Source organism: Kitasatospora sp. NPDC086009 (assembly GCF_044540385.1).
In the GTDB taxonomy this organism is placed as follows: domain Bacteria; phylum Actinomycetota; class Actinomycetes; order Streptomycetales; family Streptomycetaceae; genus Kitasatospora.
The window spans coordinates 58,844-71,611 of the sequence record NZ_JBITSA010000004.1 but is presented as its reverse complement, the minus strand read 5'-3'; the positions used below and the strand labels follow the sequence as shown (position 1 = coordinate 71,611).

The following is a 12,768-nucleotide window of genomic DNA, read 5'->3' as shown; positions in this document are numbered from 1 at the left end:
CGATGCGGATCGCCAGAGGCGTGGTGTGGGTCGTCGTCGCCGTCGACCTGCTGCTCATCCTGTGGGTCTTCCTGACCTCGCTGCGCGGCAGCACCGACATCTTCGCCCACCCCTTCGGCCTGCCCACCGACCCGCACCCGGACAACTACGGGCGCGCGCTGGACGACGGCGGCTTCGGCCGGGCCGCGCTCAACAGCGTGCTCGTCGCCGCGCTCTCCTCGGTGGCGGCCGTCGCCCTGGCCGCACCCGCCGCCTACATGCTGGCGCGGCGCCGCACCCGCACCTCCTCGGCGCTGACCATGACCTTCGCCATGGGACTCGGCGTCCCCGGGCAGGTCCTGGTCGTGCCGCTCTTCATCGGCCTGGCCCAGGTGAACCTGACGGACAGCCTGCTCGGCCTCGGCCTGGTCTACGTGGGCCTGGCGATGCCGTTCACCGTCTACCTGCTGACCGGCTTCTTCAGCGGGGTCCCGGCCGTCCTGGAGGAGGCCGCCACCCTCGACGGGGCCGGGCCGCTGCGGACCTTCCTCCAGGTGATCGTCCCGGTCGCCCGGGGCGGACTCATCACCGCCTTCCTGCTCCAGGTCATCGGGGCCTGGAACGAGACCCTCTTCGCCCTGGTGCTCAACCACGGCGAGGACAAGATCACGCTGCCGGTCGCGCTGGCGAACTTCGTCGCCACCGAGCAGCTCAACGGAATGGACTGGGGGACCATGTTCGCCGGCGTCTGCCTCATCCTCGCACCGATGCTCGCCCTCTTCTCCTGGCTGGGCACCCGGATCATCCAGGGCATGACGGTGGGGATCGGCAAATGACCTCCACCCTGCGCACCGGCCTGCTGCGGATCGAGGGCGCGGCCGACCCGGCCGCCGGCTGCCTCCCGATCCTGCGCGGACTGCCCGCCCGCACCGCCGACGACGCCGGGGCCACCGACCCCGAGATGCGCCGCAACCTCGGCTACGGCCGCCCGCACACCCTGCTGCCCTACACCCGGCAGGACCGCTACGACCGCTCCCGCACCACGCGTGAACTGCCCACCGTCGTCCTGGAGAACGAGCACCTCACCGCCACCTTCCTGCCCGGCTACGGCGGCCGGCTCTGGTCCCTGGTGCACCGCCCCTCCGGCCGCGAACTGCTGCACCGCAACCCCGTCCTGCAGCCCGCCAACCTCGCCCTGCGGGACGCCTGGATCGCCGGCGGGGTGGAGTGGAACCTCGGCACCACCGGGCACTGGCCGCTCACCTGCGAGCCGCTGCACGCCGTCCGGACCACCACCGCGGACGGCACGCCGGTGCTGCGGATGTACGAGTTCGAACGGCTGCGGCGGCTGGTGCTGCAGATCGACGCCTGGCTGCCGGCCGGCTCGCCGGTGCTGTACGTCCACGTCTCCGTCCAGAACCCGAACGACGCCGAGGTCCCGGTCTACTGGTGGTCCAACATCGCCGTCCCCGAGACCGGGCAAACCAGGGTGGTCGGCCCCGCCGACCACGCCTTCCACTTCGACTACACCGCCGACCTGCGGCACGTCCCGTTCCCCGAGTACGACGGGGCCGACCGCAGCTACCCCGGCCGGCTGCCCCGCGCGGCGGACTACTTCCTGGACATCCCGGACGCCGAGCGCCGGTGGATCACCGCCCTGGACGGCACCGGCGCCGGCCTGGTGCAGGCCTCGACCGACCGGCTGCGCGGCCGCAAGCTCTTCCACTGGGGCACCGCCACCGGCGGCGCGCACTGGCAGGAGTGGCTCTCCGGTCCCGACGCGCCCTACCTGGAGATCCAGGCCGGCCTGGCCAGGACCCAGCTGGAGCACCTGCCGATGCCGGCCGGCGAGAGCTGGTCCTGGGTCGAGGCCTACGGGCTGCTGGAAGTCGACCCGGCCGCCGCGCACGGCGACTGGGGGACGGCCCGCTCGGCCGCCGCGGCCGCGCTGGCCGCCCTCGTCCCGCCCGGCCGCCTGGAGGACGCGCTGTCCCGGGTGGCGGAGTTCGGCGAACCGACGGAACTGCTCGGCGAGGGGTCCGGCTGGGGAGCGCTGGAGATCGCGGCCGGCGCCCTGCGCGCCTCGGCCGCCCGGCCGTTCGGTGACGCGCGGGCCGAACAGCGGCCGTGGGCCGAGCTGCTGGCCACCGGCCGGCTGCCGCTCTGCGACCCGCCGGCCGCCCCGGTCACCGGAGGCCACTGGCGCGAACGGCTGGAGGCCGCCGAGCCGGACTGGCACGTACTCCACCAGCTCGCTCTCGTGTACCTGTCCGAGGGCGAGGACGACGCCGCCCGCACCGCCTGGAAGCGCTCCGTCGCCGAACGGCCGACCCCGTGGGCGCTGCGCGCCCTGGCGTTCCTCACCGACTCCCCCGCGGAGTCGGCCGACCTGCTGGCCCACGCGGTCCGGCTGCGCCCGGACCTCCTGGAGCTCACCGTCGAGTTCCTCGACGCCCTGGCCGCGGCCGGCCGCCACCGGCAGGCCCTCGCCGTCGTCGAGGGCCTGACCGGGAGCGTCCGCCGGCACGGCCGGATCCGCCTCGCCGAGGCGAGGGCGGCGCACGCCCTGGGCGACCAGGACCGGGTGCGCCGGCTGCTCGCCGAGGGCATCCAGGTCGACAACATGCGCGAGGGCGAGGACTCGCTGGACACCCTCTGGCTCGCCGTCCACCCCGGGACGCCGGTCCCGCCGGTCTACGACTTCCGGATGTCGCAGACCTGACCCCCCGACCTCCGCCCCGCCCCGGCGGGGCGGAGCCGCGGCGGCCCTCCCTCCGTGGCCGCCGCGGCCGCGGACCGACCCCGGGTCCGCGCACCGCAGTACGCCCCCACCCCCGAAGGAGTGCTCGTGCCATCCCTTCCCAGAACCCTCGTGGCCACCCTCACGGCCGCCACCCTCACCCTGGCCGGCGGCGCCCTCGCGGCCCCACCCGCGTCGGCGGCCCCCGCCGTCACCGGCTACACCGTCAGCATCGGCTCGACCGGCCGCTACCCCACCCCGACCGACACCACGGCGGCCCCGTACACCGACAAGGACGGCACCTTCTACTTCCAGCAGTCCGCGGCGCTGTACGGGTCCACCGACCCGCGTGAGTGGGAGTTCTTCACCGGCGCGGACTTCGACTCCGCCACCAGGTCCGCCGCGATCAGCGACGCGGTGAACCCCGCCAACCCGCAGGACGCGAACAACAACACGACCTGGCGCTGCAACAACAGCCCCACCGGCCGGGAGTCGAGCTTCGCGCCGAGCGGCTCCGGCTACGCCCAGAAGAACTACTGCGACCTCACCGGGGTCTGGGTCGACCCGGACACCGGCGACTGGTACGGCCTGGTGCACAACGAGTTCACCCCGCAGCCCTTCGGGGACGGCCTGCACTTCGACGCGATCGACTACACGGTCTCGACCGACCAGGGCCGGACGTGGACCATCAGGAACCACGTCATCACCTCGCCGTACAGCACCGTACGCGGTGACACCGCCGCCTTCCCGAACCAGACCTACGACTACGGCGACGGTGACCCGCGGCTCTTCGTGGACACCGCCTCCGGCTACTTCTACGTCTACTACGGCTCGCGGATCGTCGACAAGGGCGGCAGCTGGAAGGCGTTCTACGAACACGTCGCCCGGGCGCCGATGTCCGCCAAGATGGCGCCCGACTCCTGGCAGAAGTGGTACGACGGCGCGTGGTCGCAGCCCGGCGTCGGCGGCCGGGAGAGCAACATGGTCCCGGTCGACGCGGCCAGCAGCACGGGGTACACCCCCGTCGCCAAGGAGTACGACCCGGCGAACACCGGCACCGCGGCCCAGCAGATCGCCGCCGGGAAGATGCCGCCGACCTCGCCGCTCTTCGTCATGGACATCACCTACAACGCCTACCTCGGCCTGTACATCGGTGAGCCCCAGGCGGTCAACCAGGACGGCACCTCGCCGCAGTACCTCTACGCGACCGACGACCTCGCGACCCAGAAGTGGTTCCCGATCGGCGACACCGGCAGTTACCACACCGCCTCGTGGTACCGCTGGTTCGTCGACAGCGCGAACCGGACGAACTCGACGATCGTCGGCAAGAACTTCCGTGCCTACTGCGCGTTCGGCTGCTCGGCGGGCGCCTCCGGCGAGTACGTCAACCTCGGCATCACCTCCTCGTCCCCCGCGCCCGCGCCCGTCGACCCGGCCAAGACCTACCGGATCGCCAACGGAACCGGCCGGGTGCTCGCCCAGGTCTCCGGCAGCCAGGCGACCACCTCGACGGCCGCCGCCGGCGGATCGGGCCTGGAGTCGTGGAGCTTCGCCCCCACCGGCGACGGCGCCTACCGGGTCGTCAACTCCGCCACCGGCGGCCTGCTGGGCGTCGGCTCCACCGGCAAGGCCGACCGCGCCTGGGGGACGGCGCCGACCGTCACCGCGGCCGGACCGGGCGGGCCCGCCGTCGGCCAGCAGTGGTTCGTCATCCCCGGCAAGACCGCCGCGGGCGCGTCGACCGGCGCCTTCCGGCTGGTCAACCGCTACAGCGGACTGGTGCTCGGCATGACGTCCGCCGCAGGCGCGCTGACCGGCACCACGCCCACCCGCAGCTGGACCGACACCACCGGCAACCCCGTCGGCGGCGGCGCCACCGCGGCCGACCAGGTGCTGACCCTGACTGCCACCGGTGACGCCGGCGGCTCACTCGACGGGATCCACACGCTCACCACCGGAGGCAAGGCGCTCGACGTCCCCGACCACTCCAAGACCCAGGGCACCCAGCTCGTCACCTGGACCGCCAACGGCGGCACCAACCAGAGCTGGACCTTCGCCCGGCAGTCCGACGGCAGCTACCGGCTCACCAACCGCGAGTCCGCGCTCTGCCTGGACGACAGCGGCGGCTCCACCGCGGCCGGCAACCCGATCATCCAGTGGGCCTGCACGGGCGCGACCAACCAGCGCTGGATCCTCACCCCGGTGAGCGGCGGCTACACCGTCGCCTCGAAGGCGAGCGGCCTGCTCCTCACCACCGCCGGCACCGCCAACGGCGCCCTGGTGACCCAGCAGCCGGACACCGGGTCGACCCGGCAGATCTGGTCCGTCAACTAGGGCTGGTCCGCCGGGGCTCCGGCCCCGCGGGCGGCAGCCTGCGGGGCCGGAGCCGGACCGGCGTCCGCACACCGGCGAGGACGACGGCGGTGCCCACCGCCACGCGTGCACCAGGAGGCCCACGACATGATTCAGGACGCCCGGCCGCCGGCGACCCTCCTGGCGGAACAGCGCCGCCGGCTGATCCACACCAGTGTGCGGGAGCACGGCACCGCCGTCACCGACCAGCTCGCCCACGAGTTCGGCGTCTCCGCCGCCACCGTCCGGCGTGACCTGTGCGCGCTCGCCGAGCAGGGCCTGCTGCACCGGACCCGCGGTGGAGCCGTCCGCTCCGAGGCCGCCCGGGGCGGGGGCGGACGCCGGGTTCCGCCGGACACCGGCCCGCTGCCGAACCTCGACGTGATCGCCCGGGCCGCCGCCGCGCTGGTCCGGCCGGGCGACGTCGTCGGCCTCGGCGCCGGCCCGGCGACCTACGCCGTCGCCCGGCACCTGACCGCCGTGGACCACCTGGCGGTCGTCACCAACTCCCTCCGGATCGCCCGGGTCTTCACCCACCCCGCCGGTCCGCCCGGGGTGGCCCCGACCGCCGCCGTCACGCTCACCGGCGGCCTCCGGACGGCCTCCGGCGCCCTGGTGGGCCCGATCGCCGACCAGGCCGTCCGCTCGACCCGGCTGGACCTGCTCCTCCTCGACTGCCGCGGGATCACCCGCCGGGGGGACCTGACCCTCGCCGACCTCACCGAGGCGGCCACCCAGCGGGCCTTCCTGCACGCCGCCCGCCGGGTGGTGCTCGTCGCCGACCGCTCCAGGTGGAGCAGCGGCGGGCTGGCCGTCTTCGGCACCCTGGACCAGGTCGACGTCCTGGTCACCGGCACCGACCTGCCCGCCGCCCAGCGGGCGGCCGCCGCCAGACGGGTGGGCACGCTGCTCGTGGTCGACGCCGCCGGAGGCGCGTCCGCCGTCCGGCGCTGAGCGGAAGGCACCGGGGCGCGGAGCGCGGGGCACCGGCCCGGCTCCCCCCTCGGGAGCCGGGCCGACGCCGCCGGGTCGGGGCGGTCGGGACACTTAGGCGACGAGCTTGATCACCGCCTCGGCCGCGGCCTTGCCCGCCGCGGAGACGATCGCCTTCACCAGGTCGCCCAGGGCTCCCGTGACGCCGGCCGCGAGGGTGTCGGTGCCGTCCAGGGTGGCCTTGAAGGTGCCGTTGAGGATGCCGTCCCACTTGGCGGTGATCTGCGGGTTGTTGCCGACGAAGGTGAAGTCGTCGTTGCGGTCCGGGGTGCCGAAGGGCAGTCCGGCGACGGTCCCCTCGGTGTGGCCGGAGTGCTGGAAGGTGAACACCGTGCCGTCCGGCGTCATGACGGCGGCCGAGATGGTGTAGTCGATGTTGTCGAAGCCGCTGTCGTGGGCGTGCGTGGTGAACGAGTAGAACCCGTCCTGCCGCATCACGACGTGCGCCGAGCCTCCGACGGCGATGTCGGTCGTGACGTCCTGGTCGAAGTTCTTGCTCGACGTGTCGTACCAGAAGTGGTCCCGGACGGAGGCGTCGCCGCCGACGAACCACAGCTCCATGCTCCCGGGGATCCGCGAGACCGCCGCGACCCCGCTGGTGATCGAGGCGCTGCCGGCCGGGGCCGGCTCGAAGCCCTGCCAGGTGGCTCCCTCGTACCAGTACCGGTCCTGCACCGAGCCGTTGGCGCCGACGAACCACAGCTCCATGCTCCCGGGGATCCGCGAGACCGCCGCGATGCCGGTGTGGGTGGAGGCGCTGCCGGCCGGGGCCAGCTCGAAGCCCTGCCAGGCGGCGCCCTCGTACCAGTACCGGTCCTGCACCGAGCCGTTGGCGCCGACGAACCACACCTCCATGCTCCCGGGGATCCGCGAGACGGCCGCGACCCCGCCGGTGGGGGCGGCGCTGCCGGGGCCCGAGAGTTCGAAGCCCTGCCAGGCGGCGCCCTCGTACCAGTACCGGTCCTGGACGGAGCCGTTGGCGCCGACGAAGAAGACCTCCATGCTGCCCGGGATCCGCGACACCGCCGCGATCCCGCCGTTGACGGAGGCGCTGCCGGGGCCCGACAGCTCGAAGCCCTGCCAGGCGGCGCCCTCGTACCAGTACCGGTCCTGGACCGACCCGTTGGCGCCGACGAAGAAGACCTCCATGCTGCCCGGGATCCGGGAGACGGCCGCGATGCCGCCGTTGACGGAGGCGCTGCCGGCCGGCGCCAGCTGGTAGCGCCGCCACGGCGACCCGTCGTACCAGTACGCGCCCTGGACCGAGCCGTCCTGGGCGACCCACCAGAGCTCCATGCTCCCGGGGATCCGGGAGACCGCGGCGACCCTGCTCGACACCGACGCGCTGCCGGCCGAGGAGAGCGTGAATTGGTTCCAACTCATCTGGGACCTCCCGTAGTCCGCTGGAGAAGCGACGGACCGGAAGGCTCCCGGCCCGCTCCGCGCGGGGCGCTCTCCGGTCTCCCGCGCCGAGCGCCCCACCGCGTGCTCCCACGGTAGGAATCCGCCGGGGCGAGGGCATGAGGCCGTGGTCCTGCCTGTGTCCCGGGACCAGTGCACCACCCGGGCCCGCACCGCCCTGGGACACCGGCCCGGGCCCACCGGGGCCGCCGGGCCACGGTCCTGACGGTCAGTGGTAGTAGCCCGCGACCACCGCCCGCACCTCGTCGTACAGGGCCGGGCCCTCCTGCGGGACGGGCGGCCGGCCGCTGCCCGGCCGGATGCCCAGGAGCTGATCGTTCGACAGGGCGAACACGACCCGCCGCAGCCCCGCCTGCTGGACGGCCGCCTCGCACATGGAACACGGCTGGCAGCTGGTGTACATCGTGGTCGCCGCCGCCGTGGCCGCGTCCAACTCCCGTGCGGCCCAGCGCGCCAGCTTCAGTTCGGGGTGCGCGGTGATGTCCCGCTCGGTGCGGGTCGTGTTCCGCTCCTCCGCGAGCACCGCGCCGTCCGGGCCGGCCAGCAGCGATCCGAACGGCGGGTTGCCGCTCGCGCGGGCCTCGGCCGCGAGCGCGATCGCCCGCCGGAGGAGGGTGTGGTCGTCGGGGACGGTCATGACTGCTCCGTAGGGGTGAGAGGGGGCTGGATGTGCGCGGCCACGGTGGCGAGTGCCTGCCAGGCCGCCTGCGGACGGCGGGTCTCGCGCGGGTCGCCGTGGTAGGGGTCGAGGACGACGGTGTCGGCGCCCAGCAGCCGGAGCCGGTCGAGGTCGGCCATGACCTGCTCGATCGTGCCCTCGCCGGCGAGCCGCTCCGGTGCGGTGACCGGCTCCGCGGTGAGCCGGAGCGCGATCCGGGGGGCGAAGGCGGGGACGGGGCGCCGCTCTTCGGCGGCGAGCTCCCCCAGCCGGGCCACGGATCCGCGCAGCATCGGCAGGGTGCAGCGCAGCGGGTGCCAGGCGTCCGCGAACCGCACCGCGCGGCGCAGGCCGGCCTCGCTGTTGCCGCCGACCCAGAGCGGGATGCGCGCGGTCCCGTAGGAGGCGGTGTCCGCCCAGGCCGCCCTGAGGTCCGCCAGGTGGGCGTCGGTCAGCCGCCCCCGCCGCTCGAACGGGACCCCGAGGGCGGCGAACTCCTGCCGGGCCCAGCCCACCCCCACGCCGAGGACCAGCCGGCCGCCGCTCAGCTCGTTCAGGTTGGCCGCCATCCGGGCGACGAGCAGCGGGTGCCGGTACGGGGCGATGAGGACGGTCGTGCCGAGCCGGACCCGGCCGGTGACACCGGCCAGCCAGGACAGCGTGGTGAACGGCTCGTAGAAGGGGGCGGGGTAGCGCTCGGCGACATCGGGCGTGATGGCCACGTGGTCCGAGACCATCAGCAGGTCGAAGCCCAGGTCTTCCACCGTCCGGGCCCAGTCGCGCAGGACTCCCGGGTCGGTGCCCGGGCCGAAGTTGGGGACGTTGATTCCGATCTTCACACCGCACAGGCTAGCCAGGCCGGACCGGCCGTCAGAAGGGATTCCTGCCTGTTCAGGGGGGCTCCGGCCGTGGATTCACCGGTAATCTGAGCGGATGACCGAGACTCTCGACGCGACGGACTGGGCCATCCTGACCGAGCTCCAGCAGGACGGCCGGCTGCCCTTCACGGAGCTGGCCCGCCGGGTGAACCTGAGCGCGTCGGCGACGACGGAACGGGTCCGGCGACTGGAGACGGCCGGGGTGATCACCGGCTACCGCGCCGAGGTGGACCTGGAGCGGACGGGGCATCCGGTGCTGGCGGTGGTCCGGCTGAAGTACCCGGGGCCGGGGACGCGGCACGAGCCGCTGCGCCGGCTGGTCGGCGAGCGTCCGGAGATCCTGGAGTGCCTGCGCACCACCGGGGACGACTGCTACGTCCTGAAGGTGGCGACCACGTCGATGGGCCATCTGGAAGAGGTCGTGGACGCGCTGGCCCAGCTGGGAAGCACGACCACCAACCTCGTCCTGAGCCGGACGCTGCCGTTCCGCGGCCCGCGCGTACCGCGCGCGGACGGCGGGCCGCTCTGAGTGGGCACAGCCGAGGGGACGCGGTGGGCGGCGCCGAGCACCGTCCACCGCGCCCGCGGGGCTCGGGTGGCACGGGTCAGGGCTCCTAGCGCCCGCTATCGTAGCGGGGGCTGTCGTTCTGCCGGACGGCGAGCGAGGAGGCGTAGCTGCCGTAGGCGGTGAGGGCGACCTCGCCGAGACCGCCGGTGGAGCCGTCGAGGTTCCACACCGCGATCGCGACGGTGTTCGTCCCGTGGGGGTCGAGGATGCCGTTCGGGACCGGGAAGCTGCCGCCCGCGACGGCACCGGCACCGGCGCATCGCTCGAATGTCATCATCCGATGGATTACCGAAGGATGACTGATCGTCACATACAAGGTCAATCGGGCATCTTGGGCAGTCGTACGGGATGGCCGATGCACCGTCAACGACGCCGACACGGTGGCTCGCCCGACCGGACCAGCCCCACCGGGCGGGCGGCGCCCGTAGCAGTCCGGTGACACGGAATGATCCATTCCGTCGACTGTTCGTACTACCTTCGATCACGCACAGCACCGCCGCAGCCCGGCCCCCACCAGGGAGGGGGCGGACAACGTGCCCGTCCTCACCCTTACTTGCACGGGAGAACCCGCATGTCCCTCAAGACGACCCGCCGCGCGTCCGCCGTCCGCTCGCTGGCCGGCACGGTCCTGACCACCGCCGTGCTGGTGTCCGCCGCGACGGCCTGCTCCTCCTCCCCCGGCACCGCCGCCGGCACCGCCGCGCCGACCACTGCCGCGACGGGGGCGCCCGGCGCGACCGGGACGCCCGCACCGACCGGTACCCCCGGCTCGACCGGCACCGCCGCGCCGAGCACCGCACCGAGCACCGCGCCCGGCACCGCGCCCGGCACCGCGAAGCCGACCGCCACGCCCACCGCGCGCCCGACCACCCCGCCGGCCGTACCGCCCAAGGCGACGTCGCCCGGCCACACCCAGACCCTGGTGGACGGCAGCACCGCCGAGATCCAGGACCTCGGCAACCAGAACTACCGCGCCAAGATCGTCAGCCGCGGCTCGGTCCTGGCCACGCTGGAGACGAACAACAGCGACACCGGGCTGGACGCCAACGACATGTTCGTCGTGCTCTCGATGGACGGCCAGGTCCACTCCTGGATGGGCGGCGCGCAGCAGGGGCCGGGCACCTTCAAGCTCGCGGGCGGCTGGACGGCGAAGGTCACCAAGGTCGGCGAGCTGCACTACCGCGCGCAGATCCTCGGCATGGGGAACGAGGAGGTCGGCACCCTGGAGGCCAACCAGCAGGACGACGGCGCCGTCGCCAACGGCGTGTACATCGTGCTCAGCACCGGCGGCCGGATCAGCGCCCACATGTGAGCCGCGCCCCGGGCCGGCCCGCCGTCGGCGCCCGGCCCTACCCGAGGTCCCGGCCGCAGCGCAGGTTCCACCGCCCCGCGCGCCCGGACAGTTCGGTGACCGACAGCGGACGGACGTCGAGCCGCCAGAAGACCGCCGGGGGCAGGCCGGGCGCGTGCACCCCCGCGACGACCTTGGCGGCGCTCCCGCGACACGGTACCGTCCCTGCGACAACTGAAGACGACGGTGTGTGGAAGACCGGTGAGAAGCCGGCACGGTCGCGCCACTGTGAATCCGGAGCCTGGAGTACGTACGGGCCCCGGCGAGTCAGACCCGCCCCCGTCGTCCGTGCTCCACCGAGCCGCCCTCGCGTTCGCATTCGATGGCACTGCGCCCATCTCCCCACTGAGTTGTCGCGCCGACGGCTTCAGCCGGGGGGCCGGTCATGACCGCGGGCGGGTGAGGTCCGGTTCGTCGTCCCACCGCACCGGTGTGGCGGTGCCCGCGAGCCAGTCACGGCGCAGGACGGCGTACCCGACGCTGTCGTGAGCCGGGCCGTCGCCCGCGGGCCAGGCCTCCCGGTAGTGCGCCTCCTTGACGTAGCCGCAGCGCAGGAACGTGCGACGCATGGCCAGGTTGTCCCGGCGGGTGGTTCCCTCGACACGGTTCACCTGCGGGAACTCGTCGAACAGATAGCGCGTCAGCCAGTCCAGTGCCCGGCTGCCGAGACCCTGGCCGCGGTGCGGTGCGGCGAGCCTCAGGTCGAACACCGGGGTCTCGTCGCCCAGGTCCTCCAGGCGGATCAGACCGACGTCCCGGCCGTCGGCGGTGATCCAGAACGTCCGGGTCCGCGGACCGTCGAACAGGCCGTCCGCCACCCACCGGCGAGCCTGGTCGGCGTGGACCCGGGCGGTGCTGTGGAACGGCCACTCGTGGCCGCCGAGGAAGGCGACCAGCGCGTCCGTCTCGGCGGGCCGGTCGGGCAGGGAACGTCGGTAGGTGATCTCCACCGGGGCACCCTACGCGCGGGAGGCGCCGGGCTCCCAGGCGTTTTCGACGGGACAGCGGCCCGTCCGGCCTCACCGGCGGCCGGACTCCGGTCCGACAGCCGGGCGGGCGGTCAGCACGCGGGTGGTGCTGCCGTCGTCCTCCTGGATGTCCCGGACGTGTGCGAAGCCGATCCTGGTCAGCAGGGTCAGCGAGGCGCTGTTCGGCGCGGCCACCGTGGCATGCACCTCGGGCAGCCCGAGGGTGCCGAAGCCGTGGCCCACGAGGGCCCGGGCCAACTCCGTGCCCAGGCCGGACCCCCACACCGCCGGAGCCAGCGCGTAGACGATCTCGTGGCCCCCGACCGCGTCGGTCGGCTTGATCTCGGCGTGCCCGATCAACACGCCGTCCCGGCGGACGGCCCAGACGTCGAAGAGGTCCTGCGCGTAGACCTTGGTGAAGATCCGCCCGAACAGGGCCCGGTCCTCCTCCTCGGAGGCGGGGCCGTCGCCCATCCACCGCGACACCCGCACGTCCTGGAACAGGGCCACGAAGGCCTCCTCGTCCTCGGGGACGTAGCGGTCGAGGAGCAGCCGCTCGGTGCGCAGGATCGGGGTCTGCCTCATGAACGGCGACGCTACCCACCGGACGCCGCACCCGACAAACCACTGTCTCGGGCAGGTGAACCGGTCGGCGTGTCGGGCCGTAGGCCGTGCTGACCCTGCCTTCCCCCGGGGCGGGCCCACCGCCGTGGACCACGCGGCCTGACGGGCCCTCCGGGCCTCCGGGGCTTCCAGGCGGTCAGAACGGGGCCGGCAATCGGCGTGATGGGCTCACCAGGATCTTGCGTCCCCGTCCGGCCTCGAAGCCGGCGGCTTCGGCGCACCCCGGCTTCCGCGC

At 73.8% G+C, this 12,768-nt stretch carries 12 protein-coding genes and 1 pseudogene; 6 read left to right on the top strand and 7 right to left on the bottom strand.

Annotation, left to right across the window (positions count from 1 at the left end; genetic code table 11):
- Positions 1-2: 2 nt before the first annotated feature.
- The 4 genes from ACIF6L_RS12245 to ACIF6L_RS12230 all read left to right on the top strand — a co-directional run bounded on the left by ACIF6L_RS12245 (position 3) and on the right by ACIF6L_RS12230 (position 6,025).
- Positions 3-815: a carbohydrate ABC transporter permease gene (locus tag ACIF6L_RS12245; protein WP_352286517.1), complete on the top strand. Its 813-nt coding sequence runs from the start codon at positions 3-5 to the stop codon at positions 813-815.
- On the top strand, positions 812-2,701 hold the full coding sequence (locus ACIF6L_RS12240; protein WP_396489386.1) for a DUF5107 domain-containing protein: 1,890 nt from the start codon (positions 812-814) through the stop codon (positions 2,699-2,701). Before ACIF6L_RS12245 ends, ACIF6L_RS12240 begins: the two co-directional genes overlap by 4 nt.
- A gap of 126 nt (positions 2,702-2,827) precedes the next feature.
- Positions 2,828-5,053: an RICIN domain-containing protein gene (locus tag ACIF6L_RS12235; RefSeq protein ID WP_396489388.1), complete on the top strand. Its 2,226-nt coding sequence runs from the start codon at positions 2,828-2,830 to the stop codon at positions 5,051-5,053.
- A gap of 126 nt (positions 5,054-5,179) precedes the next feature.
- Positions 5,180-6,025 carry a DeoR/GlpR family DNA-binding transcription regulator gene (locus tag ACIF6L_RS12230; protein ID WP_396489389.1) on the top strand — a complete coding sequence of 282 codons (846 nt, stop codon included), beginning with the start codon at positions 5,180-5,182 and terminating at the stop codon, positions 6,023-6,025.
- Between the two features lie 93 nt (positions 6,026-6,118).
- On the opposite strand, the gene ACIF6L_RS12225 is transcribed toward ACIF6L_RS12230, so the two are convergent.
- The 3 genes from ACIF6L_RS12225 to ACIF6L_RS12215 all read right to left on the bottom strand — a co-directional run bounded on the left by ACIF6L_RS12225 (position 6,119) and on the right by ACIF6L_RS12215 (position 8,983).
- The gene (locus ACIF6L_RS12225; RefSeq protein ID WP_396489391.1) at positions 6,119-7,447 is read right to left on the bottom strand and encodes a hypothetical protein; all 1,329 of its coding nucleotides are present in this window, start codon (positions 7,445-7,447) and stop codon (positions 6,119-6,121) included.
- A 247-nt stretch (positions 7,448-7,694) separates the two neighbouring features.
- Positions 7,695-8,123, bottom strand: a complete 429-nt coding sequence (locus ACIF6L_RS12220) for a nucleoside deaminase (protein ID WP_329485527.1) — start codon at positions 8,121-8,123, stop codon at positions 7,695-7,697.
- The gene (locus ACIF6L_RS12215; RefSeq protein ID WP_359838989.1) at positions 8,120-8,983 is read right to left on the bottom strand and encodes an LLM class flavin-dependent oxidoreductase; all 864 of its coding nucleotides are present in this window, start codon (positions 8,981-8,983) and stop codon (positions 8,120-8,122) included. Before ACIF6L_RS12215 ends, ACIF6L_RS12220 begins: the two co-directional genes overlap by 4 nt.
- A 94-nt stretch (positions 8,984-9,077) precedes the next feature.
- On the opposite strand from ACIF6L_RS12215, the gene ACIF6L_RS12210 reads away from it, so the two are divergent.
- Positions 9,078-9,551 (top strand): Lrp/AsnC family transcriptional regulator, encoded by a 474-nt coding sequence (locus tag ACIF6L_RS12210; protein WP_329485529.1) that lies wholly within the window; start codon positions 9,078-9,080, stop codon positions 9,549-9,551.
- An 85-nt stretch (positions 9,552-9,636) separates the two neighbouring features.
- Here the strand turns inward: ACIF6L_RS12210 and ACIF6L_RS12205 are convergent, their stop codons facing one another.
- Positions 9,637-9,864, bottom strand: coding sequence for a beta galactosidase jelly roll domain-containing protein (locus tag ACIF6L_RS12205; RefSeq protein WP_396489394.1), 228 nt, complete (start codon positions 9,862-9,864; stop codon positions 9,637-9,639).
- A 297-nt stretch (positions 9,865-10,161) separates the two neighbouring features.
- On the opposite strand from ACIF6L_RS12205, the gene ACIF6L_RS12200 reads away from it, so the two are divergent.
- Positions 10,162-10,902, top strand: a complete 741-nt coding sequence (locus tag ACIF6L_RS12200; RefSeq protein ID WP_396489395.1) for a hypothetical protein — start codon at positions 10,162-10,164, stop codon at positions 10,900-10,902.
- Positions 10,903-10,945: 43 nt separating this feature from the next.
- Here the strand turns inward: ACIF6L_RS12200 and ACIF6L_RS12195 are convergent.
- The 3 genes and pseudogenes from ACIF6L_RS12195 to ACIF6L_RS12185 form a co-directional block, all read right to left on the bottom strand.
- Positions 10,946-11,068, bottom strand: a pseudogene (locus ACIF6L_RS12195) (histidine phosphatase family protein); the annotation flags it as partial.
- Between the two features lie 256 nt (positions 11,069-11,324).
- On the bottom strand, positions 11,325-11,891 hold the full coding sequence (locus ACIF6L_RS12190; protein ID WP_359808803.1) for a GNAT family protein: 567 nt from the start codon (positions 11,889-11,891) through the stop codon (positions 11,325-11,327).
- A gap of 69 nt (positions 11,892-11,960) precedes the next feature.
- Positions 11,961-12,494 (bottom strand): GNAT family N-acetyltransferase, encoded by a 534-nt coding sequence (locus ACIF6L_RS12185; protein WP_396489397.1) that lies wholly within the window; start codon positions 12,492-12,494, stop codon positions 11,961-11,963.
- Positions 12,495-12,768: the final 274 nt, after the last annotated feature.

Bases quoted from the DNA above. Each gene is read 5' to 3' on its own strand.
- ACIF6L_RS12245 (WP_352286517.1), top strand. From the start codon at position 3: ATGCGGATCGCCAGAGGCGTGGTGTGGGTCGTCGTCGCCGTCGACCTG.
- ACIF6L_RS12200 (WP_396489395.1), top strand. From the start codon at position 10,162: ATGTCCCTCAAGACGACCCGCCGCGCGTCCGCCGTCCGCTCGCTGGCC.
- ACIF6L_RS12185 (WP_396489397.1), bottom strand. From the start codon at position 12,494: ATGAGGCAGACCCCGATCCTGCGCACCGAGCGGCTGCTCCTCGACCGC.
- ACIF6L_RS12225 (WP_396489391.1), bottom strand. From the start codon at position 7,447: ATGAGTTGGAACCAATTCACGCTCTCCTCGGCCGGCAGCGCGTCGGTG.
- ACIF6L_RS12210 (WP_329485529.1), top strand. From the start codon at position 9,078: ATGACCGAGACTCTCGACGCGACGGACTGGGCCATCCTGACCGAGCTC.
- ACIF6L_RS12205 (WP_396489394.1), bottom strand. From the start codon at position 9,864: ATGACATTCGAGCGATGCGCCGGTGCCGGTGCCGTCGCGGGCGGCAGC.
- ACIF6L_RS12220 (WP_329485527.1), bottom strand. From the start codon at position 8,123: ATGACCGTCCCCGACGACCACACCCTCCTCCGGCGGGCGATCGCGCTC.
- ACIF6L_RS12230 (WP_396489389.1), top strand. From the start codon at position 5,180: ATGATTCAGGACGCCCGGCCGCCGGCGACCCTCCTGGCGGAACAGCGC.
- ACIF6L_RS12240 (WP_396489386.1), top strand. From the start codon at position 812: ATGACCTCCACCCTGCGCACCGGCCTGCTGCGGATCGAGGGCGCGGCC.